The organism is Kribbella pittospori, from assembly GCF_004331465.1.
In the GTDB taxonomy this organism is placed as follows: domain Bacteria; phylum Actinomycetota; class Actinomycetes; order Propionibacteriales; family Kribbellaceae; genus Kribbella; species Kribbella pittospori.
The window spans coordinates 1-26,477 of the sequence record NZ_SJKB01000017.1 but is presented as its reverse complement, the minus strand read 5'-3'; the positions used below and the strand labels follow the sequence as shown (position 1 = coordinate 26,477).

General features: G+C 68.9%; 26 protein-coding genes. 19 read left to right on the top strand and 7 right to left on the bottom strand.

Features of this window, described 5'->3' with window-relative positions; translation table 11 throughout:
* Positions 1-8 precede the first annotated feature (8 nt).
* The gene (locus tag E0H73_RS37165; RefSeq protein ID WP_131364512.1) at positions 9-578 is read left to right on the top strand and encodes an NADPH-dependent F420 reductase; all 570 of its coding nucleotides are present in this window, start codon (positions 9-11) and stop codon (positions 576-578) included.
* A 25-nt stretch (positions 579-603) separates the two neighbouring features.
* Here the strand turns inward: E0H73_RS37165 and E0H73_RS37160 are convergent, their stop codons facing one another.
* Positions 604-1,353, bottom strand: coding sequence for a MerR family transcriptional regulator (locus E0H73_RS37160; protein WP_238164517.1), 750 nt, complete (start codon positions 1,351-1,353; stop codon positions 604-606).
* An 81-nt stretch (positions 1,354-1,434) separates the two neighbouring features.
* Here E0H73_RS37160 and E0H73_RS37155 point away from each other — a divergent pair, with 81 nt between their 5' ends.
* Genes E0H73_RS37155 through E0H73_RS37145 form a run of 3 tightly spaced genes read left to right on the top strand, consistent with a single transcriptional unit; the run spans position 1,435 to position 5,357 of the window.
* Entirely contained in the window at positions 1,435-3,255 is a 1,821-nt protein-coding gene (locus E0H73_RS37155) for a hypothetical protein (protein ID WP_131364510.1), read from the top strand.
* Positions 3,252-4,178, top strand: a complete 927-nt coding sequence (locus E0H73_RS37150; protein ID WP_238164516.1) for an alpha/beta fold hydrolase — start codon at positions 3,252-3,254, stop codon at positions 4,176-4,178. Before E0H73_RS37155 ends, E0H73_RS37150 begins: the two co-directional genes overlap by 4 nt.
* Before the next feature lie 30 nt (positions 4,179-4,208).
* Positions 4,209-5,357, top strand: a complete 1,149-nt coding sequence (locus tag E0H73_RS37145; RefSeq protein WP_131364507.1) for a CaiB/BaiF CoA transferase family protein — start codon at positions 4,209-4,211, stop codon at positions 5,355-5,357.
* Here E0H73_RS37145 and E0H73_RS37140 read toward each other — a convergent pair.
* The 3 genes from E0H73_RS37140 to E0H73_RS37130 are packed head-to-tail and all read right to left on the bottom strand — an operon-like array spanning position 5,332 to position 7,670.
* Positions 5,332-6,384 carry a LacI family DNA-binding transcriptional regulator gene (locus E0H73_RS37140; RefSeq protein WP_131364505.1) on the bottom strand — a complete coding sequence of 351 codons (1,053 nt, stop codon included), beginning with the start codon at positions 6,382-6,384 and terminating at the stop codon, positions 5,332-5,334. The two genes, E0H73_RS37145 and E0H73_RS37140, sit on opposite strands and share 26 nt — an antisense overlap.
* A 19-nt stretch (positions 6,385-6,403) precedes the next feature.
* The gene (locus E0H73_RS37135) at positions 6,404-6,721 is read right to left on the bottom strand and encodes a hypothetical protein (protein WP_131364503.1); all 318 of its coding nucleotides are present in this window, start codon (positions 6,719-6,721) and stop codon (positions 6,404-6,406) included.
* A 4-nt stretch (positions 6,722-6,725) separates the two neighbouring features.
* Positions 6,726-7,670 carry a DUF6772 family protein gene (locus tag E0H73_RS37130; RefSeq protein ID WP_131364501.1) on the bottom strand — a complete coding sequence of 315 codons (945 nt, stop codon included), beginning with the start codon at positions 7,668-7,670 and terminating at the stop codon, positions 6,726-6,728.
* A gap of 171 nt (positions 7,671-7,841) precedes the next feature.
* Between E0H73_RS37130 and E0H73_RS37125 the strand changes: the two genes are divergently transcribed.
* Genes E0H73_RS37125 through E0H73_RS37110 form a run of 4 tightly spaced genes read left to right on the top strand, consistent with a single transcriptional unit; the run spans position 7,842 to position 11,308 of the window.
* Complete coding sequence (locus E0H73_RS37125; RefSeq protein WP_131364499.1) at positions 7,842-8,495, top strand: helix-turn-helix domain-containing protein; 654 nt, start codon at positions 7,842-7,844, stop codon at positions 8,493-8,495.
* On the top strand, positions 8,495-9,421 hold the full coding sequence (nikB, locus tag E0H73_RS37120) for a nickel ABC transporter permease (RefSeq protein ID WP_131364497.1): 927 nt from the start codon (positions 8,495-8,497) through the stop codon (positions 9,419-9,421). Before E0H73_RS37125 ends, nikB begins: the two co-directional genes overlap by 1 nt.
* Complete coding sequence (locus E0H73_RS37115; RefSeq protein WP_202867741.1) at positions 9,414-10,319, top strand: ABC transporter permease; 906 nt, start codon at positions 9,414-9,416, stop codon at positions 10,317-10,319. The genes nikB and E0H73_RS37115 overlap by 8 nt, the downstream gene beginning before the upstream one ends.
* Positions 10,319-11,308, top strand: a complete 990-nt coding sequence (locus E0H73_RS37110) for an ABC transporter ATP-binding protein (protein ID WP_131364495.1) — start codon at positions 10,319-10,321, stop codon at positions 11,306-11,308. Before E0H73_RS37115 ends, E0H73_RS37110 begins: the two co-directional genes overlap by 1 nt.
* On the opposite strand, the gene E0H73_RS46190 is transcribed toward E0H73_RS37110, so the two are convergent.
* Entirely contained in the window at positions 11,291-11,479 is a 189-nt protein-coding gene (locus E0H73_RS46190) for a hypothetical protein (RefSeq protein WP_165555965.1), read from the bottom strand. The genes E0H73_RS37110 and E0H73_RS46190 overlap by 18 nt on opposite strands.
* Before the next feature lie 115 nt (positions 11,480-11,594).
* Here E0H73_RS46190 and E0H73_RS37100 point away from each other — a divergent pair, with 115 nt between their 5' ends.
* From E0H73_RS37100 to E0H73_RS37070, 7 genes are all read left to right on the top strand, one after another.
* Positions 11,595-12,614, top strand: coding sequence for an ABC transporter ATP-binding protein (locus E0H73_RS37100; protein WP_131364744.1), 1,020 nt, complete (start codon positions 11,595-11,597; stop codon positions 12,612-12,614).
* A gap of 82 nt (positions 12,615-12,696) precedes the next feature.
* Positions 12,697-13,755, top strand: a complete 1,059-nt coding sequence (locus E0H73_RS37095) for a histidine phosphatase family protein (protein WP_131364493.1) — start codon at positions 12,697-12,699, stop codon at positions 13,753-13,755.
* Positions 13,752-14,555, top strand: coding sequence for an endonuclease/exonuclease/phosphatase family protein (locus E0H73_RS37090; RefSeq protein WP_131364491.1), 804 nt, complete (start codon positions 13,752-13,754; stop codon positions 14,553-14,555). The genes E0H73_RS37095 and E0H73_RS37090 overlap by 4 nt, the downstream gene beginning before the upstream one ends.
* Positions 14,556-14,580: 25 nt before the next feature.
* The gene (locus E0H73_RS37085) at positions 14,581-16,092 is read left to right on the top strand and encodes an ABC transporter substrate-binding protein (RefSeq protein WP_131364489.1); all 1,512 of its coding nucleotides are present in this window, start codon (positions 14,581-14,583) and stop codon (positions 16,090-16,092) included.
* A 250-nt stretch (positions 16,093-16,342) separates the two neighbouring features.
* A complete protein-coding gene (locus E0H73_RS37080) occupies positions 16,343-17,899 on the top strand; it encodes a sugar ABC transporter ATP-binding protein (RefSeq protein ID WP_131364487.1) in 1,557 nt (518 codons plus the stop codon).
* A complete protein-coding gene (locus E0H73_RS37075) occupies positions 17,896-18,924 on the top strand; it encodes an ABC transporter permease (protein WP_131364485.1) in 1,029 nt (342 codons plus the stop codon). The genes E0H73_RS37080 and E0H73_RS37075 overlap by 4 nt, the downstream gene beginning before the upstream one ends.
* A gap of 11 nt (positions 18,925-18,935) precedes the next feature.
* A complete protein-coding gene (locus E0H73_RS37070) occupies positions 18,936-19,943 on the top strand; it encodes a substrate-binding domain-containing protein (RefSeq protein WP_131364483.1) in 1,008 nt (335 codons plus the stop codon).
* 84 nt (positions 19,944-20,027) lie between these two features.
* Here E0H73_RS37070 and E0H73_RS37065 read toward each other — a convergent pair whose 3' ends face one another.
* Positions 20,028-21,032: a LacI family DNA-binding transcriptional regulator gene (locus E0H73_RS37065; RefSeq protein ID WP_131364481.1), complete on the bottom strand. Its 1,005-nt coding sequence runs from the start codon at positions 21,030-21,032 to the stop codon at positions 20,028-20,030.
* A 120-nt stretch (positions 21,033-21,152) separates the two neighbouring features.
* Here E0H73_RS37065 and E0H73_RS37060 point away from each other — a divergent pair, with 120 nt between their 5' ends.
* The 3 genes from E0H73_RS37060 to E0H73_RS37050 are packed head-to-tail and all read left to right on the top strand — an operon-like array spanning position 21,153 to position 23,540.
* Positions 21,153-22,583: an NAD-dependent malic enzyme gene (locus E0H73_RS37060; RefSeq protein ID WP_131364480.1), complete on the top strand. Its 1,431-nt coding sequence runs from the start codon at positions 21,153-21,155 to the stop codon at positions 22,581-22,583.
* An 11-nt stretch (positions 22,584-22,594) separates the two neighbouring features.
* Positions 22,595-22,975, top strand: coding sequence for a VanZ family protein (locus E0H73_RS37055; RefSeq protein WP_165555967.1), 381 nt, complete (start codon positions 22,595-22,597; stop codon positions 22,973-22,975).
* Between the two features lie 7 nt (positions 22,976-22,982).
* On the top strand, positions 22,983-23,540 hold the full coding sequence (locus E0H73_RS37050) for a YqgE/AlgH family protein (RefSeq protein ID WP_131364478.1): 558 nt from the start codon (positions 22,983-22,985) through the stop codon (positions 23,538-23,540).
* A gap of 60 nt (positions 23,541-23,600) precedes the next feature.
* On the opposite strand, the gene E0H73_RS37045 is transcribed toward E0H73_RS37050, so the two are convergent.
* Positions 23,601-23,867, bottom strand: coding sequence for a DUF3039 domain-containing protein (locus tag E0H73_RS37045; RefSeq protein WP_131364476.1), 267 nt, complete (start codon positions 23,865-23,867; stop codon positions 23,601-23,603).
* 139 nt (positions 23,868-24,006) lie between these two features.
* Between E0H73_RS37045 and E0H73_RS37040 the strand changes: the two genes are divergently transcribed.
* Positions 24,007-25,809: a DEAD/DEAH box helicase gene (locus tag E0H73_RS37040; protein ID WP_131364474.1), complete on the top strand. Its 1,803-nt coding sequence runs from the start codon at positions 24,007-24,009 to the stop codon at positions 25,807-25,809.
* Positions 25,810-26,477 lie beyond the last annotated feature (668 nt).

Here is a 26,477-nt window from a genome sequence, read left to right as displayed (position 1 = left end):
AGAAGGTCATGGCACACGTCAGCATCATCGGCACCGGCACCATGGGTCAGGCGATCGCCGGACTGGCGGGCAAGGGCGGGCACGCGGTCCAGCTGCTCGGCCGCAACGACCAGGACAAGGTCGCGGGCGACATCGTCGTCCTCGCGGTTCCGTACCCGGAGGTCCAGCAGGTGCTCGCCGAGCGTGGCGACCAGCTGGCCGGCAAGACGGTCGTCGACATCACCAACCCGCTGAACTTCGAGACGTTCGACTCCCTCGTCGTACCGGCGGACTCCTCCGCGGCGGCCGGGATCGCGGCCGCGCTGCCCGACTCGAAGGTGCTGAAGGCCTTCAACACGAACTTCGCCGCCACCCTGTCGTCCGGCAAGGTCGGCGACGGCGCGACCACGGTCCTGATCGCCGGTGACGACGCCGACGCGAAGGCCGAACTGGCCGGCGTGATCACCGGTGGCGGTCTGCGCGCGGTCGACGCCGGCGCGCTGTCCCGGGCCCGCGAGCTCGAGGCGATCGGCTTCGTCCAGCTCACCCTCGCGGTCGGCGAGAAGGTCGACTGGACCGGCGGCTTCACCCTGAACTAACGGCTTCCTGGCGAGGTGGCCTGGGTCAGCCGGTTGAGGGGAGGGCCTTCGGGTCGACGCCGAGCTCTTCGTAGGCGACGACCTCGATCTCGCGCGCCATCGCTTCCCGGAACGCCGCGACCAGCGCCTGCCCGGCCAGCGGAATGATGTTCTCGAGGGTGCGCTGGATCTCCGGCCACCCCTCCGCGGGCAACCCGGCGTCGCTGAACTCGCGCCACACCGTGCTGCGGAACAGCTCGACGTACGTCTTCGCCACCGCGTCGGCCTGCGCGAACAGCTTGGGCAGCATCTCGAAGATCGCCTGCATCGGGACGCCGAGCTTGATCACCTCGAGCCCGGTCCGGAGCAGGTCCGGGTTCGGGATCCGGAGCCGGCCGTCCTCCTGCCGTTCCGCGATCCCCAGCTCGACCAGCTGCGTGATCACCGCCGGATCGTGCGGTACGCCGGCCCGCTCGGCCAGCTGGAACTCGTCCAGTACCTCCGGCTCGGACGGCGTCCACGGGTTCACCAGGGTCTCGAAGACGCCGAGCGCCATCGCGCCGTCCGGCAGCTCGCCCATCATCCGCTCGACCGCGGCCAGCGTGTAGCCCTTGCTCAGCAGCTCCTGGACGAGCTTCAACCGCGCGACGTGGTCGTGACCGTAGTACCCGGTCCGCCCGACCAGCCGTGGCGGCGGGATCAGGCCGCGCCCGGCGTACGCGCGCACGTTGCGGACCGTCATCCCCACCTTGGCGGCGAGTTGATCGACGGTGAGCTCCTCGTCGTGTGCTTCCACGGTTGACAGTCTTCCAGATCCGACGTTACATAGAGGATGTTACATCAGCCATGGCGCATGAGTGATGAAGGAGTCCGTCGAATGGCGATCCCGCTGGCCACCGGAACCGCGACGTTCGACCAGATCGCGATCGTCACCGGCCTGGTCGGACTGATGTACGTCGCACTCGCCGTCCTCCTGTGGCGGGAACGGACCGGACGCGTCACGCTGGTAGGACGGCTTGCGGACACCATCGGGAGACTGGACGGAGTCCCCCGATGGGCCGCGCTGACGCCGTACCTGCACGCGGTCTCGCTGCTTGCCTGCGCCTTCGGGGTCTGGTGGGACATCGCGGTGCACATCGACCGCGGCCGCGACACCGGCCCGTTCGGTACGCCGGCGCACTACCCGATCTTCTTCGGCATCCTCGGCGTGATCATCTCCGGCGTCCTGCCGATCGCCCTGGCCCGCAAGCCGCTGCCGGCCCGCACGATCAAGCTCACCAAGGGCTGGCGGATCCCGTGCAGCGCCGCGCTAGTCACCGTGTGTGGGACGTTCGCGCTGGTCGGCTTCCCGCTGGACGACCTGTGGCACCGCCTTTTCGGCGAGGACGTCACGCTCTGGGGTCCGACCCACCTGCTGATGATCGGCGGCGTGGTCTTCTCGATCTTCGCGCGGCTGCTGGCGCTCGCCGAGGTCGAGCAGTTGCTTGGCATCAACAAGCGCCGCCTGTTCCAGGAGATCGTGTCGGTCGGCGCTCTGTTGATCGCGTGGGACCTGTTCAGCACCGAGTTCAACTACGGCGTTCCGCAGTTTCCCTTGATCCTGCAGCCGATCCTGATCGTCTTCGGTGCCGCGCTGGCGTTGACGGTGCTGCGGGCGCGACGTGGTCCGGGTACGGCGTTCGCCGCGCTGGCCGTGTACCTCGTGATCCGCGGCGGCATCGCCTGGGCGGTCGACCAACCGCTCGGCGAGATCCTCGGTCACTTCCCGCTGCTCATCGTCGAGGCGGTCCTGGTCGAGCTGGTGGCGTTTGCCCTCGGCAACAAGAATCGCTTCCGCCTCGGTGCCGTCGCCGGTGCACTGATCGGGACCGTCGGCGTGGTCGCGGAGTACACCTGGAGCCACATCTGGATGCCGATCGCATGGCCGTCGTCGATGCTCCCGTCGGCCCTCGGGTACGGCGTTGTGACCGGAATCGGAGCCGGGCTCGTCGGCGCCTGGCTGGCGACCCGGTACGCCGAGGTCGCGGGAGAGCAGCGTGCGATCGGCATCCGGAACGCGCGGTCGGAGGCGGTACGCCGTACCCATCAACTGGGCGCGGTCGGATTGGTCGCAGTCACAGCGACTGTGTTCTTCTGCGTACCGCGGTCCGCCGAGCCGGGCGTGACCGGGACGGTGTCGTTGGAGCGGGTGGCCACGGGGGCCGAGCCGACGGCGTACGTCACGGTCAAGCTGGAGCCGGGTGATGCGGCCGACGGTGCGCGGTGGTTCGAGGCGATGGCCTGGCAGGGCGGCGGGCTGGTGACGCACCCGATGGTGAAGGTGGCCGATGGCACCTATCGGTCGGCGGACGCGCTGCCGATGTTCGGCAGGTGGAAGTCGATGATCCGGTTGCACCGGGGGCAGCGCGACCTGGTGGCGATGTGGGTGTACGCGCCGGAGGACCTGGCGATCGACAAGCCGGCCGTGCAGGTGTCCAACGGGCAGACGGTCGAGTTCGTCAACGAGCAGCAGGTGCTGCGGCGGGAGGAGCGGACCGACGTGCCACGATGGATGTGGAACGGCGGCTACGCCCTGCTCGGCGTGGTCGGTCTGCTCGAGATCGCCGGCATCGCCTGGCTGGTCGGGCGCGGCGCCCGCGGTGGGCGCCTGCGCGCCGCCCACCTGGCCGCCGGCGAATGGGAACGGGAGAGTGCGTGACGATCCAGGCGGAACGGTCCGGTGTGACCACGACCGACGGCATACGGCTGAACGTCGAGACGACCGGATCACCGGATGCGCCGGTGACTGTCCTGCTGGTGCACGGCTGGACCTGCTCGACGCGGTCGTGGCACAACCAGGTTGAGGACCTGCCGCGGATCCTGGGGCAGAACGGCGTCCGTGTGGTCACCTACGACCACCGTGGTCACGGCCGGTCCGACGCCGCTCCGGCCGGGTCGATGCGGATCGAGCAGTTGGCCGACGACCTCGAGACCGTGCTGGACACGGTCGTTGGCGACGGTCCGGTCGTGTACGCCGGTCACTCGATGGGCGGGATGACGCTGATGGCGCTCGCGGATCAGCGGCCCGAGCTGTTCGGCTCGCGGATCGCGGCGGCGGCGCTGGTCAGTACGTCGTCCGGTCACATCGCGGAGGGCGCTTTCGGCCTCCCCAAGCGGTTCGACTCGACAGCGGCCGTCTTCGCGCCGCGCGCGATGAACCTGCTCAGCACTCGGCTCGAACGACGTGCGCTCCGGGGACCGCGGCCGCTGGACGTGTCGGTCCGAGTACGCCGGCCCGCCCTGCGGCAACTGGTGTTCGGGAAGAAGACCGACCCGGCCGAGGTGGACCTGTTCCTCGCGGATCTCGCGAGCCTGCCGGCTCCGTCGTACGGCGGATTCTTCGAGGCGATCCTCAAGCACGAGCGCGATCACGCTCTGAAGGTGCTCGAGCAACTGCCGGTCGAGATCATGCACGGCACCCGTGACCGCCTGCTGCCGCCCCGGCACGCCAACCGGATGGCCGCCGAGCTTCCCACCGCCCGGCTGTGGATGTATCCGGGCGCCGGTCACATGCTCATGCAGGAACGCCCCCGCGACGTCACCCACCGCCTGGCTTCGCTCGCCCGCAAGGTCACCGCCTAGTCCCCGACGCAGGGCACTAGTCTCGTCGTCGTGCAGAACCTTCTCTCCGATGTCGTTGTCGTCGATCTCACCAGGGCGCTGGCCGGGCCGCATGCGGCGATGATGCTGGGAGATCTCGGCGCCCGCGTGATCAAGGTGGAGACGCCGAGCGACGGGGACGACAGCCGGGGCTGGGGACCGCCGTTCGTCGAGGGCGAATCGACGTACTTCCTGTCCGCGAACCGGAACAAGGAGTCGGTGACGGCGGACCTCAAGTCCGACGACGGTCGTGACTTCCTGACCAAGTTGGTCGGGCGGGCCGACGTACTGATCGAGAACTTCCGGCCGGGGGTGCTGGACCGGCTCGGGTTCTCCGTCGAGCGGCTGCACGAGCTCAACCCGGGGCTGGTGATCCTGTCGATCACTGGGTTCGGGCATGACGGGCCGGACGGCGGGCGGGCCGGGTACGACCAGATCGCGCAGGGCGAGGGCGGTCTGATGAGCGTCACCGGTGCGGTCGAGCCGACGAAGGTCGGCGTACCGATCGCGGACCTGCTGGCCGGGATGTACGGCGCCTATGGTGCGCTCGCGGCTCTGCATGAGCGATCGATCACGGGCAAGGGACGTGTGGTGCGGACGAGCCTGCTGGCGTCGGTGATCGGCGTGCACGCGTTCCACGGGACGAAGTGGACGGTCGCGGGTGAGTTGCCCGAGCGAGTCGGCAACCATCACGCGCAGATCGCGCCGTACGGGATGTACTCGACGGCGGACGACATCGTCCAGGTCGCGGTCGGCAGCCAGGGGCAGTGGCGGACCTTCGCTCCGATCGTCGGGCTGGATCCGGACGACGAGCGGTTCGCGGTCAACGCGGAACGGGTTGCCCATCGCAACGAACTGACCGCGGCGATCGAGGCGGCGTTCGCGCACGAGTCGGCGGATGTTTGGCTGGAACGCCTTGCGGAGAAGGGGATTCCGGCTGGTAAGGTGCGTGACTTCCAGCAGGTGTACGAGTGGGAGCAGACGCTGTCACAGGGACTGTTGGTCGACGTCGACCACCCGACGCTCGGCCGGATCCAGCTCCCCGGGCCGCCGCTGCGTTTCGACGATCAGCCGTACGCCGGGGCGCGCGAGAGCAACCTGCCGCCGCCACAGCTGGGCGAGCACAACGAGTCGGTCAGAGCCTGGCTGGACTCGCAGTAGAAGCGCGAACGACGAGCTCGGGACGGATCAGTGTCTTCCTCGGGCGTTCGGTGCCAGGGTTTCGCAGACGCTGGAGCAGCAGGTCGACAGCCGTCGTACCGACTTCCGCGGCGGGGAGGCGGACCGTGGTGAGGGGCGTCTGCAGGTACGCCGCGTAGGGGTGGTCGCCGTACCCCGTGATCGCGACGTCGTCGGGGACGGCCAGGCCGCGCTCGGCGAGCACGCGCAGCAACCCCAGGGCGAAGTAGTCGTTCCCGGTCACGATCGCATCCGGATGACGGTCGCTCAGCAGTGTCTGCGCGAACCGGTACGCCTCCTCCGGCTGCCACGGCAAGGCCAGAGAGTCGTACCGCTTGGTCGGCACGGCGCGGATCGTGTCGTCCTTGACCTTCAGACCGGCGTCCGACATCGCTCGGCGGAAGCCGGCGACACGATCGGCGGTCGTCGTGATCGGCAGGTCCTCCTCCAGCACCAGCAAGCGGCGCGCGCCGCCGGCGATCAGGTGGCTGGTTGCTTCGTAGGTGCCGCGTTCGTTGTCGACCCCGACCATGTCGCAATCGAGCTCGGGCACATCACGGTTGACGAACACCAACGGGATGCCGGCGTCGCGGACGCGGCGCCAGTGGTCCCACTCAGCCTGGACCGGCACGACCACGGCGCCGTCGACAGCGGACCGCAGCAACGCCTCGGTGGCACGCTGCTCATTCTCCGCGCTCTCGTCGGTGACCAGCAGCAGCAACGAGTACCCCTGGGCGCGAACCCGGAGCTCGATGCTGCTGATCAACTGGGCGTAGAAGGGGTTGGACGGGTTGGTGATGACGAGGCCCAGCGTCATCGCCGAGCCGAGCACGAGCGACCGCGCCAGCGTGTTCGGCACGTAGCCGATCCGGGCCGCCTCGGCCTGCACGGCCGCGCGTGTCTTCGGACTGACGCTGTCCTTGTCGCCGAGCGCACGCGAGACGGTGTTCACCGACAGCCCGAGAGCTGCCGCGATGTCCCGCAACGTCGGGCGCCGTGCCTCCGTCATCTTCACCCCCTCGGGCAGCTTAAGCCTTCACAGCCAGGTGGATCCGCACCTGGACCGAGCCGTCGACCTTGGCGCGCAGCCGTAGCCAGTGGCCGAACCCGCTGACCGGCCAGCTGATCAGCTGCCCCGGCCCGACCCGGTGCTCGGTGGCGTCGAGATCGCACCAGGTGATGCCGTCGGGCGAGACCTGCGTGAGGTACGTCGCCGTGCCGTCGCCGCCGACGTGGTGGACGAACCAGCGCGCCTCACCGGCCCAGGCGACCTCGTACGGCTCGGTGGCGAAGCGGGTGTCGAACGTGGTGTCGCGTTCCAGCACCGCCGTCATGGACTGTCGCATGGGCCTACCAATCAACCGAGATGAGGACGGAGTCGAGGAACAGGAAGTTCCTGACGCTGCTGTGGGTGCGGACCGAGAAGTAGAAGTTCAGCAGATTCTCCAGCGTCTCGTAGCGTTCCTCGTACGGCGGGACCGGTACGTCGCTCATGTCCATCACCCGGTCGTTGACCTGGAGCTCGACGTTCCGGCGCTTGTCGGTGTCGATCAGCCAGCGCAGGTAGTGCCAGTTCACCTTGGTCGGAACCTCGTTGTAGCAGAGCTCCTGCGGTTCGCCGAACTGCTGCCAGTCCTCCGGGTTGGGCGCGGTGAAGTCGGCGGCGTACTCCAGCTTCACCTTGCCCTCGAAGTGCTCGCGCGGCGTCGGCTCCGGGACGGTCGGAGCCATCCAGCGCCGGGTGAAGTGGTTGTCCATATCGGTGTTCTGGTACCGCGCGACCGTGTGGTAGCGCAGCCCGCCGTCGCCGCACAGATCCGTCGCGACGGTGAACGCACCGAACTGTGCCTCGGACGGGTGGGTGTTTCCGTCCCACTGCACGTCGCCGAAAGTGTCCAGCTCCGAGCCTCCGCCGAGGGTCGCCTCGGACTTGAAGGCGAAGTACGTCTCGAGTTGCACGAGTCCGCGGCCGCTCATGGTGAGCCGGCGGATCGCGACCGCGGTGTGGCCCTTGTGCGGCCGGGTGGCGAGCTTGAGCGCGTAGGTCCCGCTGAGGGCGCCGTGGGTGCCGATGTCGAAGAAGTTGCAGGCCGACAACTGCGGCGGCCGGAAGTCCCGCATGTGGTCGTCGACCGTGCTCAGGTCGCCGCGGCCGTTGTAGTTGCCGAGCAGCTCGCACCAGCCGTGCGTCCCGCTGTCGAACTCGTCGAAGGCCAGGATGCGCGGCAACGGCGAGAACTTGGACAGGCGGGGATCGGCGGCCAGCAGCGCGCTCCGGACATCGGATGTCGTCACGCAGTGCCTCCCAAAGGATGGATCAGGTGGATGGTCAGTGAAGTTAACGTTCACGGGAATCGACCGTCAACGGGCCGTTCCGTCCTGAGCAACGGTGGTCTATTGACACCTAAATAACACGCTTCTACGGTGCATTAACGCTACCGTTAACGTTCACGGAATCGAGACACCATGCAGTCGCTGAGCCGCGCCCTGACCGTGCTGGCGGAGCTGAACCGCGAGGACCGGCCGTACGGCGTGACCGAACTGGCCGGCACGGTCGGCCTGCACAAGAGCACCGTGCACCGGATCCTGGTCACGTTCTGCGAGCACGGCCTGGCGAGCCGGGTCGACGACCACCGCTACACCGCTCTCGATGGGCTCGCGGCGCTGCGTCGTACGACCGACGGGCGGAGCGGGCCGGAGCGAGCGCTGGCTGATCTCGGTGATCGGCTCGGCCGGCTGGTCGTGCTGGCGAAGCCGCTGCCGAAGCTGGCCGGTCGGGTGTTGCAGGTCTCCGCGGTGGCGGGCAGCGCGAGTGCCGCTCCGGTCGAGCCGGGACATGCGGTGTCGCTGCATCGCAGTGCGCTCGGCCGCGCGTATCTGTCCGCTCTACCTGCCGACCAGGTGACGGGTACGCCGGATCTGCTCGTCACGCTGCAGCGCATCCGGGTGTCCGGGTTCGCGCACAACTCCCGGCCGGTCGCCTCGCTACCGCGGATGGTCGCCGTACCGGTGCGGGACAACGACGGGCAGTGCGCGGGGGCGCTGGGCGCCGAACTGATCCAGGCGGGTTCGATCGAGGAGGTACGGCGCGTGGTGTCGGTACTGCGGAGCGGCGTCTGATGGGGGCGTACGTCGTCCGGCGGTTGGTGTTCTCGCTGTTCGTGTTGTGGGGTGCGGTGACGATCATCTTCGTCGTACTGCGGCTGGTTCCCGGCGACCCGGCGTACATCATGCTCGGGCCGGATGCGGATCAGGCGCAGGTGGACGCGTTGCGGGCTCAGCTCGGGCTTGATCATTCGCTGATCCAGCAGTACGCGACGTACCTGGCGAACGTCGTACACCTGGACTTCGGGCAGTCGTTCCGGCTGAACGCGGACTCGATGAGCCTGGTGCTGCAACGGGTTCCGGCCACGATCCAGCTGGCCACCACGGCGCTGTTGCTGTCGTTGCTGATCGGGTTGCCGCTCGGGGTGATCGCGGCGTTGCGGGCGCACAGTTGGGTGGATCGGACGATCTCGGTGTTCTCGCTGATGGGGCAGTCGACACCGTCGTTCTGGTTGGGGATCGTGCTGATCCTGGTGTTCGCGCGTGGTCTGAAGGTGCTGCCGAGCGCGGGGTCGGGGACGTGGTCGCATCTGGTGCTGCCGACGATCACGCTTGCGCTGCCGTTCCTGGCGATCCTGGTGCGATTGACGCGCAGCGGTCTGCTCGAGGTGGTGCACGACGGATATGTGCAGACCGCTCGGGCGAAAGGGCTCGGCGAGGGGATCGTGATCCTCGTCCACGCGTTGCGGAACGCGCTGATCCCGATCGTCACCGTGGTCGGACTGCAGTTCGGCGCATTGCTCGGCGGGACCGTGATCGTCGAGACCGTGTTCGCCTGGCCGGGCGTCGGCCGGCTGCTGATCGACTCGATCGGGCGCCGCGACTACGGCGTCGTCCAGGCCTCGATCTTGCTGGTGGCAACGATCTTTGTGGTGATCAATCTGCTTGTCGACCTCCTCTACGGCTTCCTGGACCCGCGGGTCCGTCTGGCTGGTGACTGACGTGACCTCGACCGAACTCGACCTCACCACCGCGACCGCGCCGCTGGTGAAGAGCAAACGGCGCGGGCGGTCCGGCTCGGCCCGGATTCGCTTCGGCTTCGTGGTGATCACGATCTATGTGCTGGCTGCGCTCTTCGGTCCGTGGCTGGTGCGGTACAACCCGGTCGACACTCGGACCTCGGACCGGCTGCGGCCGCCGTTCAGCCGGTTGTCCGATGGGTCGTACGCGATCTTCGGCACCGATCAGGTCGGTCAGGATCTGTTCGCGCAGATGTTGCAGGGGGCAAGGATCTCGATCGCGGTCGGGCTGGCGACGCTGATTCTCGCCGGGTCGATCGGAGTGACCGTTGGGTTGTCGGCCGGGTATTTCGGTGGCTGGCTGGACGGCGTACTGATGCGGCTGGCCGATATTCAGCTGGCGTTTCCCTCGATCTTGCTGGCGATCTTCATTGCGGCGCTGCTCGGACCTTCGGTGGTGAACGTCGTGATCGTCCTGGCTGTGTCCAACTGGGTGACGTTCGCTCGGGTCGCGCGAGGGCAGGCGTTGGCGACACGGCGGCGGGAGTTCGTCGATGCGTCGCGGACGTTGGGTGCTGGGACGTGGCGGTTGATCTCGCGGTCGGTGTTGCCGGCTTGCGTCGCGCCTGTGCTGGTGGTGGCGACGGTTGAGATCGGGCACGTGATTCTGGCCGAGGCGTCGCTCAGCTTCCTTGGTCTCGGGACGCCGGCGAGTACGCCGAGTTGGGGCGTGACGATCGCGAACGGGCGCAACTATCTGGCCGATGCGTGGTGGATCTCGACGATTCCGGGGATCGCGCTGGCGTTCCTGGTGGTCTCGCTCGGCGTACTCGGTGATGCGCTGCGGGACCGGTACGACCCGCGGCTGAGGAGTCTGTGATGACGGTCTTGTTGAGTGTGCGCGATCTGCGGGTCGAGTTCGACACGTCCGGTGGGGTGGTGACGGCTGTCGATGGTGCGTCGTTCGAGGTTGCTGCTGGCGAGACTGTCGCGCTGCTGGGCGAGTCGGGCAGCGGGAAGAGCGTGACTGCGCAGGCGGTGATGGGGATCGTGCCCAAGCCGGCCGGGCGGATCGCCGGTGGGTCGATCACGTACGACGGGCGCGATCTGCTGACGCCTGGTGCTGCGAAGGGTTTGCGCGGACGCGAGATCGCGATGGTGTTCCAGGATCCGTTGAGTTCGCTGAACCCGGTCTTCCGGGTGGGTGCGCAGATCGGGGAGATGTTCCGGCGGCATCGCGGGGCGTCGCGTCGTGACGCGCGGGCGGCCGCGTTGGAGTTGATGAAGCGGGTCGGGATCCCGGCGGCGTCGAAGCGGCTGGATGACTATCCGCATCAGTTCTCCGGCGGGATGCGGCAGCGGGTGATGATCGCGATGGCGCTCGCGTTGTCGCCGCGGCTGCTGATCGCCGACGAACCGACCACCGCGCTCGACGTCACCGTCCAGGCGCAGATCATGGACCTGCTCGCCCGGCTCCAGGCCGAGGAGGGCATGTCCCTCGTCCTCATCACCCACGACCTCGGAGTCGTTGCCGACGTCGCCGACCGCGTCGTCCTGATGTACGCCGGTCGTGTCGTGGAGACGGGTCCGATCCGTGAGGTCTACGAACACAGCGGACACCCGTACACCGCCGGCCTGATGGGCTCGGTCCCCGTCCTCGACGGCCCCCGAGACCGCCTCACCCCCATCCAAGGCTCCCCACCAGACCTCCTGTCCCTCCCCACCGGCTGCTCCTTCCACCCCCGCTGCCAGTACGCCGACGACCTCTGCACCACCGACCAACCCAACCTCCGCCCCCTGCCCACCCGCCCACCCCAACACCAAACCGCCTGCCACCACCCGGAAGGAGTCCTAACAGATGCCCCCTAACCCGACTCCCACCCCGGCATCCACCACCGCCCCGGCATCCACCACCGCCCCGGCGTCCACCACCGCCCCGGCGTCCACCACCGCCCCGGCGTCCACCACCGCCCCGGCGTCCACCACCGCCCCGGCATCCACCACCGCCCCGGCATCCACCACTGCCCCGGCATCCACCACTGCCTCGGGTTCCTCCGCCGCCTCGGCGTTTGCAGCTCAGGCGTCCGCCGCTGCCTCTCCGGCTTCGACCACCCCGCGTCCTTCGAGCACCCAGGCCTCGTCCACCTCCTCATACATCCCGCCGGCGCAGCCGGCGGGCGCCGCGCCTCTCCTGTCGGTGCGGGATTTGCATACGTCTTTTCCGTTGCGGTCGGCTTTGTTGCGGCGGGTGGTGGGGGAGATCCAGGCGGTGGCGGGGGTGTCGTTTGATATTCCGGCCGGCGGGACGCTTGGGCTGGTGGGGGAGTCCGGGTCGGGGAAGTCGACGGTGGCGCGGACGATCATCGGGCTGGAGAAGGCGCGCTCCGGCAGCATCGTGTTCGAGGGCGAGGAACTCACCTCGTTGCCCAAAGCATCCATGCGCCGGGTGCGCCGGCAACTGCAAATGATCTTCCAGGACCCGTACGCCTCCCTCAATCCACGCGCCACCGTCGAACAGATCATCAGCGAGGCCTGGGAGATCCACCCCGACGTCGTACCCCGCAACCGACACCGCGCCGAAGTCCGCGACCTTCTCGAACGCGTCGGTCTCAACCCGGATCACGCCAAGCGCTACCCGCACCAGTTCTCCGGCGGCCAGCGGCAGCGGATCGGCATCGCCCGCGCGCTCGCGCTCCGGCCGAAGCTCGTCATCTGCGATGAGGCAGTCTCCGCGCTCGACGTTTCCGTGCAAGCCCAAGTGCTCAACCTGCTCGCGGACCTCCGCCGGGACCTCGGACTCGCGTACTTGTTCATCGCCCACGACCTGTCCGTCGTACGTCATATCAGTGATCAAGTCGCGGTGATGTACCTCGGGCGGGTGGTGGAGACCGCGACCCAGGACGAGTTGTTCCAGCGGCCGCTGCATCCGTACACCCAGGCGTTGCTGTCCGCGGTCCCGGACCCGAAGCCGTGGACCAAGCCGGAACGTGAACCGATCATCATCGGCGGCGACGTACCCTCGCCCGCCGATCCACCGTCCGGCTGCCGCTTCCGCACCCGCTGCTGGAAAGCCGAAGACATCTGCGCCGAGCAAGAACCGGCGCTCGAGACGAGACTCGACCGCCACCCCACCGCCTGCCACTTCGCCACCGACCTAGCCGGAGCCACCCGATGAGCCGCCCGACGGACCCGTCCGCACCGCGCGCGTTCACGGCGATGCGCCGACTCAGCCGCACCGAACTCACGGGAGTGAGCCGATGAGCCGTACTGAACTTGTCCTGCTTCGCCACGGCGAGTCCCTCTGGAACGCCGAGGACCGCTACCAGGGCCAGATGGGCACCGGCCTCAGCGCACTCGGCCACCAGCAGGCGAAGCTCGCCGCCGAGTACCTGCGATCACATGTCTTTGATCAAATCGTCGCCAGCGACCTCCAGCGCGTAACCGAAACCCTCCAGCCCTACCTCGACAGCCTCCCGACGGCGGGTACGGCGGGTACGGCGGGCACGGCGGGTACGGCGCACGGGGCGGACGGGGCGCGCACCGCGAACGCGGCGGGTACGGCGAACGCGACGGGTACGGCGGACGCCGCGGCCGCACCGGATCGCCCGGGTACGGCGAACGCGGCCGGCGCCGCCACCGCGGACGCCACAGGCGGCGCGGGTCCGGCGGGCACCACTGGCCGCTCGCGTAGCGCGGATGCGCCGGATGGTGCGGGTGCGGCGGGTGCGGAGTACGTGGTGGGCGCTGCGGCGGATGGCGTGGGTGCGGTGGCTGCGGAGTATGTGGTGGGCGCTGCGGCGGGTGGCGGGGGTGCGGCGGGTGCGGAGTACGTGGTGGGCGCTGCGGCGGGGTTGGCGTATGCGCGGCAGCCGGGGGACGCGGAGTGCGGCGGTCGGCCGGGGGTTCGAGTCGATCGGCGGTGGCGGGAGATTGACGTGGGGGCTTGGGGTGGGCGGACGTTTGCGGACGTTTATGCGGCGGAGCCTGGGGTGGTTGAGGCGTTTGGGCGGGGGGAGGACGTGGCGCGCGGGGGTGGGGAGACGTTCGCTCAGCTGAGGGAGCGGGTTTGGGAGGCGATCCGGGAGATCGCTAGCTCGGGGGCGCGGCGGGTTCTGGTGGTGACGCATGGTGGGCCGATCAGGGTTGCGACGGCGTCGACGTTGCGGTTGCCACCGGGTGGCGAGGTGTTGCTGGATCCGCCGGTGAACTGCTCGCTCACGACCATCCAGGTCGACGACTTACTCGCAGTAACAACGCTGACGGCGTACAACGTCCCGACCTCGGGGACCGCCTCCACCGAGGAGCAGCCGGCATGACGATTGCCTTGAGCAACTTCAGTTTCGTGACCATGACCTACAACCTGTGGGCGGACTTCCACCTCGAGCAGCGGCAGGATGCGTTGACCGCGCTGTTCACGACCCGCCCGCCGGACCTGCTCGCAGTACAAGAGCTCCGCCCGTCCACCCGCAAACTGATCGACGACGTCCTGCCCGGACATGAACGCGTCGACCGAGGAGCCGGCTGGGAGACCCAGAGCAACCTCTGGTGGCGCCGCGACCTCTTCACGGCCATCGAGTACGGCGCCGAGGACGTCGGCATCCTGTCGCCGGACGCACGCCTGTTCTGGGTTCGACTCCGCCCGACCGACGGCCCCGAGCTGATCTTCAGTACGGCGCATCTGACCTGGCCCGGGCACCCGGACGAACGGACCGACCACCGCAACCGCCGCGTCACCCAGGCCCGATCCATCGCGGAAGCACTCGAGCGGCTTGCCGGCGACGGCGCATGCCTGTTCACCGTCGACATCAACGACATCGGCCCACCGCAATGGGAGCTCGGGAACGCCGGGTTCCTGGACAGCTTCACCGCACTCGGCCGGCACTCACCGGTCACCCACCCGGTCGTGCCGACGGTGGCCACCGGTCCGATCGGGACCCGGCTGTCACCGCTCGCTTCACCACCCAAGGCGATCGATTGGATCTTCGCCCGCGGCCCGCTCGCCGCCCGCACCAGCGAGGTCGTCGACTTCTTCCACGACGGCCGCGCGCCCTCTGACCACTACCCGGTCGTCGCCACCTACACCTTCACGCGGCCTCCCAGCGACACCGCCTCGTGACCCCTGCCCTGCAAAGGAGAATCCCGTGTTGAGGAAGCGAATCGTGGCGGCGGTCGCCGTCGCCGCCCTGGCCGCGCTGAGTGCGTGTTCGCCGGCCAGCGAGCCGAGCGCCGACGGCGGCGGCGAGCAGATCCTGCGCTACGCGCCGGCCATGTTCCCGGTGTCGCTGGACACCCACAAGTTCGCCGGTGAGGAGGCCGTGCAGACCGCGATCCAGCAGATCATGGAGCCGCTGGTCCGGGTCGAGGACGGCAAGATCGTCCCGGTCCTGGCGACCTCCTGGGAGAACCCGGATCCGGACACCTGGGTGTTCAAGCTCCGGTCCGGCGTGAAGTTCTCCGACGGTACGCCGTTCACGGCCAAGGACGTGGTGGCGTCGTACGAGCGGCACAAGAAGCTCGACGGCCCGCTCGTTCCGCTCTACGCGACGGTGACGTCGTTCGCGGCGACCGACGACCAGACGGTGACGGTGAAGACGAGCAAGCCGCTCGGGACGTTGCTGAGTTCGCTCACGCTGCTGTTCATCGGGCCGGCGGACAAGATCAACACCGACGGGTTCTTCAACAAGCCCGTCGGGACCGGCCCGTTCTCGGTCACTGCGTTCCAGCCTGACGAGAAGCTCGAGCTGGCGGCCAACCCGACGTACTGGGATGGCGCACCGAAGCTGAACAAGCTGGAGTTCGTCAACATCCCGGAGGTCGCCGGCCGGATCACCGCGCTGGAGAACGGCGAGGTCGACGTCCTCACGCAGATCCCGCCGGACCAGGTCGGCGAGGTGAAGGGGAGCAGCGGGATCAGCTACGAGACCACGCCGAGCTGGACGTACTACTTCGACTGGTTCAACTCCAACCGGAAGCCGTTCAACGACAAGCGGGTCCGGCAGGCGATGTGGTACGGGCTGAACCTCGAGGGCACGGTCAAGGACCTGTTCGGTGACCTGGCGTCGGTGGCGCAGGCGCCGCTGGCCCAAGGTGTCATCGGTGCGCCGAAGCTGGCGCCGTACCAGTACGACCCGGCGAAGGCGAAGCAGTTGCTGACCGAGGCGGGCTACCCGAACGGGTTCAGTACGTCGATGCAGTGGCCGCTCGAAGGTGGTCCGAACATCCGGGCGCTGGCGCAGGCGATGATCTCGGACTGGGCCAAGATCGGCGTCACGGTGAAGCCGCTGGAGAAGGAACGCGCCCAGTGGCTGGAGGACTTCGGCAAGCTGAACTGGGACATGAACCTGCAGACCAACGTCACCGGCACCGGCGACGCGGACTACACCCTGGCCCGGCTCTACGTCTGCTCGGCGAAGCGCAATGGCTACTGCAACCCCGCGGTCGACAAGCTGCTGCTCGACGCCCGCTCGTCCGTCGACCAGGCGCAACGCCCGAAGCTCTACGAGCAGGCCGGCCAGATGCTCTGGACCGACGCGGTCGGCATCTTCCCCGCCGACCTCGCCTCCAACTCGGCCCACCGCTCCCGGGTCCAGAACTTCGTCATGCCCCCGAGCGGCCGACCCCTGTTCGCCAAGGTGAGTGTCTCGGGGAGCTAGCCCGGACGCCAGGCACTCAACAAGGATCGCCGCCCGCGCGAGTTCACGCTCGCGCGGGCAGCGGTTCGCCTGAGCGGTGGACGTTGTGCAGTGCCAGCGGTCCGCCACCCTTCGACCCTGCTCGAAAGGGTGCCGTGGGAGCCGAAGCTGGGTTACGGATTGGTGCGGACAGTCGGTCAGGGGTTGACGGGCTGGGAGGGCGCGGTCTAGCGTCCGGGAAATCGATTACTCACCGGGTCGCGGAGGTGTCATGGCCGACGGCGCTGCTCTGGTCCGGATGGTCCGGATCGGGAAGCGGTACGGCGGTGTGCAGGCCTGCCGCGAGGTCGACTTCACCCTGGGCGCGGGCGAGGTGCACGCACTGCTCGGCGAGAACGGTGCCGGCAAGAGCACGCTGATGAAGATCCTGTCCGGCGACGTCACTGACTACGACGGCACGATCGAGATCAACGGCCAACAGGTCGGCTTCGGCGGACCCACCGACGCGCAGTCGGCCGGAATCGCGATGATCCACCAGGAGCTCGACCTGGTCCCCGGCCTGTCCGTCGCCGACAACATCTTCCTCGGCCGCGAACTCCGCACCGCGCTGAAGACGGTCGACCGCCGCCGGATGGAGCGCGAGGCCCGCGCTCTGCTGGAACGCAGTGGCGTCAAGCTCGACCCGCGCCGCCCGGTCGGCGAACTGCGCGTCGGCGAACAGCAACTCGTCACGATCGCGAAGGCGATCTCCCTCGACGCCCGCGTCCTGATCATGGACGAGCCAACCTCGGCGCTGACCACCGCCGAGGTCGAGCGCCTCTTCGAGGTCATCCGCGAACTCCGCAGGTCCGGCGTCGGCATCGTCTACATCTCGCACCGGATGGAGGAGATCGCCCAGGTCGCCGACCGCGCGACCGTCCTCCGCAACGGTGAGATCGTCAGCAGCTTCGACCCGCGCAAGTTGAGCACCGCCGAGGTCGTCGAGGCGATGGTCGGCCGCCCGGTGCAGACCATGTTCACCACTCCCGACACCGACACCGGCGACGAACTCCTCCGCGTCGACAACCTCGCTCTGAAGGCCCGCAGACCGCGACCCGGCCGCCGCGACCCCGACGGCATCTCGCTGACCGTTCGGTCCGGCGAGATCGTCGGTTTGGCCGGCCTGCTCGGCGCCGGCCGCACCGAACTGCTCGAGACCCTGTACGGCGTCGCCCCGGCGGGCACGCGGACCGGCCGAATCCTCCTGCGGGGCCAGGAGATCCACCCGCGCCGACCACGCCAGGCACTTGCCCACGGCATCGGTTTCGTCCCCGAGGACCGGCGCGCATCCGGGCTTGTCCTGTTCCACTCGATCCTCGCCAACACGGTCGTCTCGAGCCTCCCGTCGTACGGGCGGCTGGGGGTGATCGTGCGGCGGATGGAGCGGGCCGCGTCGGTGCGGATGGCGGACCGATTGCGGCTGAAGTTCGGCCGTCTGCAGGACGAGGTCGGCACGCTGTCCGGCGGCAATCAGCAGAAGGTCGTGTTCGGGCGGATGCTGCTGACCGAGCCGAAGTTGCTGCTGCTCGACGAGCCCACCCGTGGCGTCGACGTCGGCGCGAAGTCCGAGATCTACCGCCTGCTCGGTGAGTTGGCCGGGCAAGGCATCGGCGTACTGCTGGCCTCGTCCGAACTGCCGGAGTTGGTCGGCGTCTGCGATCGGGTCGTCGTACTGCGGGACGGGCGCGACGTGGCCTCGTTCAGTACGGCGGACTCCGGCGAAGGGGATCTACTCGCCGCCGCGATGGGACAGGGCGAAGTGTTCGAAGAAGTGGGAGGAGCCCAGTGACCGTACAGGACGAGACAGCCACGGCGACGCCGGTGGAGCAGAGCTCCGGCGGAGTGGTCGCCACGCTGTTCCGGTTCCAGAGTGTCTTCGGGCTGCTGGCCGTGTTCATCGCGGCGATCATCTTCTCGCCCCGCAAGGACGGCGAGATCCTGTTCATCAGCGCGGACAACCTCGCGAACGTGGTCCGCGCGGTGTCGGAGATCGGCATCATCGCGGTCGGGATGACGTTCGTGATCCTGATCGGCGGCATCGATCTGTCCGTCGGTGCGGTGCTCGGGCTGGCCGCGGTCGGGTCCGCGGTCCTGATGGTCGAGAACGACTGGGGTTTCCTGCCGTCCGTCGTACTCGTGCTCGCGATCGGCCTCGTCTTCGGTGCGTTGCAGGGCGTCGCGACCGCGATGATCGGGATCCAGTCGTTCATCGTCACACTCGCCGGTCTACAGATAGCCCGAGGTCTCGCCCGGATCTGGTCCGGTGGACAAGGCGTCGCGATCGCGTACGGCGATGGGCCGCACGAGGCACCGGACTCGTTCGCGATCCTCGGCGAGCGGACGTTCGGCGGCCTGGTGCCCATCCCGGTGTTGATCTTCGCGGTGGTCGCGATCGCCGCCGTCGTGTTCCTGCGGGTCAGCGCGTTCTCCCGCCATCTGTACGCCGTCGGCGGCAACGAGAAGGCCGCGCGGCTGTCCGGCGTACCTGTGGTGCGGGTGAAGATCGCGGTCTTCGCGATCTGCGGACTGCTCGCCTCGCTGGCCGGCATCGTGCACGCGGTCCAACTGAATCAGGGCAGCCCGAACGACGGGATCGGCTACGAGTTGGACGCGATCGCTGCTGTGGTGATCGGCGGGACCAGCTTGGCCGGTGGCCGTGGATCGGTCGCCGGGACGGTCGCCGGTGCGCTGCTGCTCGGCGTACTGAACAACATCCTTGCCCTGAACAACATCGACTCCAACATCCAGCTCCTGATCAAGGGACTCGTCATCGTGGCCGCGGCCGCGCTGCAACGACTCCGCCCCACCTCGTGAGGAAGGTTCCCATGCGCTCTGTGAAGATTCCGCTGGCTGCCGCGGCGATCGCCGCCCTGGTACTGGCCGGCTGTGGCACGACCAACGAACGGACGTCGGACAGCCCGCAGGCGGGTGCGTCGAAGTCCTGCAAGGGGGCCGACGGCAAGTACACGATCGGGATGAGCCAGGCGAACGTGGCCGAGCCGTACCGGCAGCGGATGGACGACGACATCAAGGCGGCCGCGGCGACGGTGCCGCAGTTCGAGGTGAAGTTCGCCGACGCGGCGCAGGACAACGCCAAGCAGGTCGCCGATGTGGAGAACTACATCACCCAGCAGATCGACCTGCTGATCATCAGCCCGAACGAGGCCAAGCCGCTGACCGCGGTGGTGAAGAAGGCCTACGACAAGGGCATCCCGGTGATCGTGCTGGACCGCAAGGTCGAGGGTGACGCGTACACCGGCTTCATCGGTGGCGACAACGTGCAGATCGGCACCGAGGCCGGCAAGTACATCGCCGAGAAGCTGCTGCCGGACGGCGGCAACGTGGTCGAGCTGAAGGGGCTGGCCGGTGCCACCCCGCAGGCCGAGCGGCACGAGGGCTTCCTGGCCGGCATCAAGGGCAACCCGAAGGTCAAGGTGATCGCCGCCGCGAGCGGTGACTGGCTGCGGGAGAAGGGCCAGGCGCAGATGGACGCGCTGCTGAAGGCGAACCCGAAGATCGACGTGGTCTACTCCCACAACGACCCGATGGCCGAGGGCGCGTACCTGGCCGCGAAGGCGGTCGGCCGGGAGAAGGAGATGAAGTTCACCGGCATCGACGCGCTGCCGATCCCGTCCGGCGGGATCAAGGCGGTCGAGCAGGGCCGGCTGAGCGCCACCTTCACCTACCCGACCAACGGCAAGGAAGCGATCGCCGCGGCGAAGAAGATCCTGGTCGACTGCGGCACGATCGAGAAGTCGCAGACCCTGCCCACCCGGCTGATCGACGCCTCCAACGCCGCGAAGATCTACGCCGAAGAGAACCCGACCGGCTGACACCCGTGCAGCTCGACAGGAGGTGTCCCGCTTCAGGCGGCTGTGTCGTCGCCGGTCACGCGGGGGACGGGCGGCGCAGCCGGCCTACCTCCTGTCGAGCTGCACGCTGCTCGCGCGCTCGATCAGGCGGGCGCCCAGGGTGGTGGTAGTCGGTGGGCGGCTGTTGTCGGCGATCCGGGCCAGCAGCAGCCGCGCCGCCACCGTGCCGATCTCGTACGCCGGTTGTGCGACGACCGACAACGGCGGATCCACCAGCTCCGCCCACGGTGCGTCGTCGAATGCGACCAGTCCGACCTCGCGGCCGGCCCGAATGCCTCGCTCCTGAAGGGCCTGCAGTACGCCGACCGCCATGGCGCTGTTCGCGATCAGCAGCGCGTCCGGCGGTTCGGCCTGGGACAGCAGCTCGAGGGCCGCACGATGTGCCCCGGCTGCCTTGTACTCGCTGCGACGTACGAGTCGGGTGGTGCTTCGGCGCTTCGCCGCCTTCAGACCGTCGCGGTAGCCGGCCAGCCGGTCGTCGGCCGTCCGTACCCCGGCCGGTCCGGTGATGCAGCCGATCCGTTCGTAGCCTTGGGCAATCAAATGTGCGGTCGCCTGCTTCGCGGCCTGCCGGGTGTCGACGAGTACCGCGTCGCTGTCCTGCTCGGGCAGCGGGCGGTCCACAGCGACGTACGCCGTACCCCGGTTTGCGAGCTTGGCGACGCTGGTCGCCGTACCGCTGGGGGACAGGATGACGCCGGCGACCCGCTCCTGGATCGCGATGTCGATATAGCGGTTCTCCTTGTCGGCGTTCTCGTCGGAGTTGCACAGCACGACCGAGTAGCCGACCTCGTGCGCGACGTCCTCGACGCCGCGGGCGAGCGCGGTGAAGAACGGGTTCTCCACGTCGGAGATGATCAGCGCGACCACGGCCGCCTCCTGGCGGCGCAGCGCTCGGGCCGGGCCGTTCGGCTGGTACCCGAGCTCGGTGGCGGCCGTCCGGACCCGCGCGGCCAGGTCCGGGTCGACCGTGGCCTTGCCGTTCAGCGCCCGGGACACGGTGGCCGTGGACACCCCGGCCCGAGCCGCCACATCACTGATCGTCGGCACCGATCCTCCCTTCGCTGAGGGAGAGACTAGCCGCCCGAGTAAAGGATTACCCAGCGTTCTCTCATGCACTTAACGTACGGAACCTCGGAGCCTTACCAGTGACGTGAGAGGATCACCGGCGTGACTGCCTTGCCGAGTGTTTCGTATTCCATCACCGTTCGCCTCGAGGTGCCCGCGGGTGGCTCGACGGTGAGCAAGCTGACGACCGCGGTCGAGCAGGCCGGCGGTCTGGTCACCGCGCTCGACGTGACGGCCTCCGGCCACGAGCGCCTGCGGATCGACGTCACCTGCGCCGCCGCCGACACCGAGCATGCCGGCCGCCTGGTCGAGGCGATGCGCGCCGTACCCGGCGTCGAGATCGCCCGGGTGTCGGACCGGACGTTCCTGATGCACCTCGGCGGCAAGATCTCGATGGAGGCCAAGCACCCGATCCGCAACCGTGACGACCTGTCGATGATCTACACGCCGGGTGTCGCGCGGGTCTGCCTGGCGATCGCGAACAACCCCGAGGACGCGCGCCGGCTGACCATCAAGCGCAACAGCGTCGCGGTCGTCACCGACGGATCGGCCGTCCTCGGCCTGGGCAACATCGGCCCGAAGGCCGCGCTGCCGGTGATGGAGGGCAAGGCGGCCCTGTTCAAGCGGTTCGCCGGGATCGACGCCTGGCCGCTGTGCCTGGACACCCAGGACCCGGACGAGATCGTGTCGATCGTGAAGGCGATCGCGCCGGGGTTCGCCGGGATCAACCTGGAGGACATCTCCGCGCCGCGCTGCTTCGAGATCGAGGCCCGGCTGCGTGAGGAGCTCGACATCCCGGTCTTCCACGACGACCAGCACGGTACGGCGGTCGTCGTACTGGGGGCGCTGTACAACGCGCTGCGGGTCGTCGGCAAGGACATCAGCAACGTGCGGGTGGTGATGTCCGGTGCGGGCGCCGCCGGTACGGCGATCCTGAAGCTGCTGCTCGCGGCCGGGGTCAAGGACACCTGCGTAGCGGACATCGGTGGCGTGATCCACCCGGAGCGCGACGGCCTGTCGCCGGAGCTGCGGTGGATCGCGGAGAACACCAACGCGGCCAAGTACAGCGGCGACCTGAAGGGCGCGCTGGCCGGGGCGGACGTATTCATCGGGGTATCGGCGCCGAACATCCTGACCGGTGCGGACATCGCCACGATGAACGACGACGCGATCGTGTTCGCGTTGGCCAACCCGGTGCCGGAGGTCGACCCCGCGGAGGCGGGTGAGCACGCTGCGGTGGTCGCCACCGGGCGGAGCGACTTCCCGAACCAGATCAACAACGTGCTGGTGTTCCCCGGCGTCTTCCGCGGTCTGCTCGACGCGCAGTCGTCGAAGGTGTCGATCGAGATGGAGCTGGCCGCCGCGAAGGCGCTGGCCGGTGTCGTCACCGACGAGGAGCTGAACGCGACGTACATCGTGCCGAGCGTCTTCCACCCCGAGGTGCACAACATGGTGGCGCACGCCGTCCGCGACGCGGCCGGCGGCAAGGCACCAGCGCACGAGAACTTCCCGGACGACTCCCCGGTTCTGTAGTGACTGCAACGGTGACTCGGGACACCGGCTCGCGGGCGGCGGTGTGGGCGTGGCGGGTCGCGTTCGTGGCGGCCTGCCTGCTGCAGCTGTACGGCGTCTATGCGCCGCGGGAGGCGGGTCCGCACGTCGGGATCCCGATGGCGGACAAGTTCGCGCACATGTTCTTGTTCGGGTCGGTCGCGTTCCTCGGGCTGAAGCTGCGGATCTCGGCGCGCTGGTTGCTGGGGGCACTGGTCGCGAACGCGGTCGTCAGCGAGCTGGCGCAGTATTTCCTGCTGCCCCAGCGCGACGGCGACCCGTTCGACGTACTCGCGGATCTGATCGGCGTCGCGCTCGGCGCCTGGCTCGGGTTCCGGGTGTTCCGTGGTCCACGGGCGTCGCGCACGACATGATGGGGGTATGACGGCCTCGACTCTGACCGGTTCGCTGCTGGTGGCGACCCCGTTGCTCGACGAGCCGCCCTTCCGCCGGTCGGTGATCCTGCTGCTGGATCACGACGACGACGGCGCACTCGGGGTGGTGGTGAACCGTGCCGCCGACCTGGCCGTGGACCGGGTGCTGCCGGACTGGTCCACCACGGTGAACGAACCCGGGGTGCTGTTCATGGGCGGCCCGGTCGGCACCGACAGCGCGCTGGCCGTCGCCGAGGTGATCGAGACGGCCGACCCGCCCGGCTGGCGTGAGTGCTTCGGCCGGATCGGGTTGATCGACCTCGACGTACCGCCGGCGCTGCTGGAGGGGGCGATCCAGCGGATGCGCATCTTCGCCGGGTACGCCGGCTGGTCCAGCGGTCAACTCGAGGGCGAGATCACCGAGGGCGCCTGGTACGTCGTCGAGTCCGAACCCGACGACGTGTTCAGCCTGCACCCGGACACGCTGTGGCGCCGGGTCCTGCGCCGCCAGAACGATCAGATGGCGTACCTGGCGACGTACCCGGACGATCCCACGCAGAACTGAGGCGCCCGCATCTCGGGTCGAGGCCGCGCGGCTCGGCGCGGCCTCTCGCCTGGGCGGGCCCTACTCGCCGCCCTCGTCGTCGCCTGGGTTCAGCGAGTCCCAGATCTCCTTGCACTCCGGGCAGACCGGGAAGCGCTGCGGATCCCGGCTCGGCACCCACACCTTGCCGCACAGGGCGACGACCGGCGTCCCCATCACCATCGCCTCGGTCAGCTTGTCCTTCGGCACGTAGTGCGAGAACCGCTCGTGATCGCCGGGCTCTGCCGGCGCCGGCTGCGTCCGCTCGTCGACGACCGTCTCGGCCCCAGGGGTCAGCTGCGTACTCATGCCCCCGAGTGTAGGCCGACACACCAGGTGACCCGGGAACTTTCTCCACAGACCGGTCGTACTGCGACACGCCGGTCGGGGTTTGTCGGCGAAGTCAGGTAACGTTCCTGCACGGCCGACAGTCGACTAACGGGGGAGTATGCCGTCCGTGGATTCGAGCGTGCCAGCTGGACCAGCCGTGCTTCCGCCGGCGTATCCGGATCGCGCCGCGTGGGGTACCGCCAGCAAGCTGCGGGCCTGGCAGGCAGAGGCACTCAAACTCTATTTCGACAGCCAGCCGCGGGACTTCCTCGCCGTGGCGACGCCCGGAGCAGGTAAGACCACCTTCGCCCTCACCGTGGCCGCCGAGCTGTTGCATCGGCGGCTGATCGAGCGGGTGACGGTGGTGACGCCGACCGAGCACCTCAAGGTCCAGTGGGCGGAGGCCGCCGACAAGGCCGGGATCGCGATCGACCCGGCGTTCGCCGGCCGGCGCGGCAAGACCAACAAGGACTTCCAGGGTGTCGCGGTGACGTACGCCGGGGTCGCGGCGAACCCGCTCGCCTTCCGGGTCCGGACCGAGCGGTTCAAGACGCTCGTGATCCTGGACGAGGTGCACCACGGCGGTGACGCGCTGAGCTGGGGTGAAGGCGTGCGGGAGGCATTCGAGCCCGCGGCCCGTCGGCTCTGCCTGACCGGTACGCCGTTCCGCAGCGACGACAACCCGATCCCCTTCGTGACCTACGAGACCGCCCACGACGGGGTCGCCCGGAGCAAGGCGGACTACACCTACGGCTACGGGCACGCGCTGCAGGATCACGTCGTACGCCCGGTGATCTTCATGTCGTACTCCGGTGAGATGCGGTGGCGCACCAAGGCCGGTGACGAGGTCGCGGCGCGGCTGGGTGAGCCGCTCACGAAGGACCTGACCGCGCAGGCTCTGCGTACGGCGCTCGACCCGGCCGGCGAGTGGATGCCGGCCGTGCTGGCGGCTGCGGACAAGCGGCTGACCGAGGTCCGTCGGCACATGCCGGACGCGGGCGGGCTGGTCATCTCCGGCGATCAGAACACGGCCCGTGCGTACGCGAAGACGCTGCGCGAGATCACCGGCCAGGCGCCGACCGTCGTGCTGTCGGACGAGAAGGCGGCGAGCAAGAAGATCGCGAAGTTCTCCGCCGACGAGTCGCGGTGGATGGTCGCGGTCCGGATGGTGTCGGAGGGTGTCGACGTACCGCGGCTGGCGGTCGGTGTGTACGCGACGCCGACGTCGACGCCGCTGTTCTTCGCGCAGGCGGTCGGGCGGTTCGTCCGGGCCCGCAAGCGGGGTGAGACGGCGTCGGTGTTCGTGCCGTCGGTGACGCGGCTGCTCAGCTTCGCGGCTGAGATGGAGGTCGAGCGGGACCACGTGCTCGGGCGGAAGAACACGAACGAGGATGGCGACATCTTCGCGCTCGAGGACGATCTGCTGGCGAAGGCGAACCAGGCTGAGGGTGCCAGCGACGACCTGGAGGCGAAGTTCGAGGCGCTCGGGTCGGATGCGAGTTTCGATCGGGTTGTGTTCGACGGTGGTGACTACGGGACCGGTGGGGATCAGGCGTCAGACGAGGAGTTGGACTTTCTCGGGCTGCCTGGATTGCTGGAGCCGGATCAGGTGCGGGAGTTGCTGCGGAAGCGGCAGGCGAAGTCGATCGCTGCGCAGAAGCGGTCGCAGCGGCCGGGGTCGTCCGAGCGTGAGGACCCGACGCCGACCGAGCTCGCGACGCACGAGCAGGTCGCGCTGCTGCGCCGCGAGCTGAACGGCCTGGTCGCCGCGTGGCACCACCGGACCGGTCAGCCGCACGGCGTCATCCACAACGACCTGCGCCGCAAACTCGGCGGCCCAGCCGCGGCCCACGCCTCCTCAATCCAACTCAAGGAACGCATAGAACTAATCCGCGACTGGGCCACCCAGCGCCGAGCCTGAGAGCACCCGGCTTCGCCGGGGGAAGAGCACCCGGCTTCGCCGGGGTGGTGGGGAGTGGCTGGGCCACCCAGCGCCGAGCCTGAGAGCACCCGGCTTCGCCGGGGGAAGAGCACCCGGCTTCGCCGGGGTGGTGGGGAGTGGCTGGGCCACCCAGCGCCGAGCCTGAGAGCACCCGGCTTCGCCGGGGGAAGAGCACCCGGCTTCGCCGGGGGAAGAGCACCCGGCTTCGCCGGGGTGGTGGGGAGTGGCTGGGCCACCCAGCGCCGAGCCTGAGAGCACCCGGCTTCGCCGGGGGAAGAGCACCCGGCTTCGCCGGGGGAAGAGCACCCGGCTTCGCCGGGGTGGTGGGGAGTGGCTGGGCCACCCAGCGCCGAGCCTGAGAGCACCCGGCTTCGCCGGGGGAAGAGCACCCGGCTTCGCCGGGGGAAGAGCACCCGGCTTCGCCGGGGTGGTGGGGAGTGGCTGGGCCACCCAGCGCCGAGCCTGAGAGCACCCGGCTTCGCCGGGGGAAGAGCACCCGGCTTCGCCGGGGGAAGAGCACCCGGCTTCGCCGGGGTGGTGGGGAGTGGCTGGGCCACCCAGCGCCGAGCCTGAGAGCACCCGGCTTCGCCGGGGGAAGAGCACCCGGCTTCGCCGGGGTGGTGGGGAGTGGCTGGGCCACCCAGCGC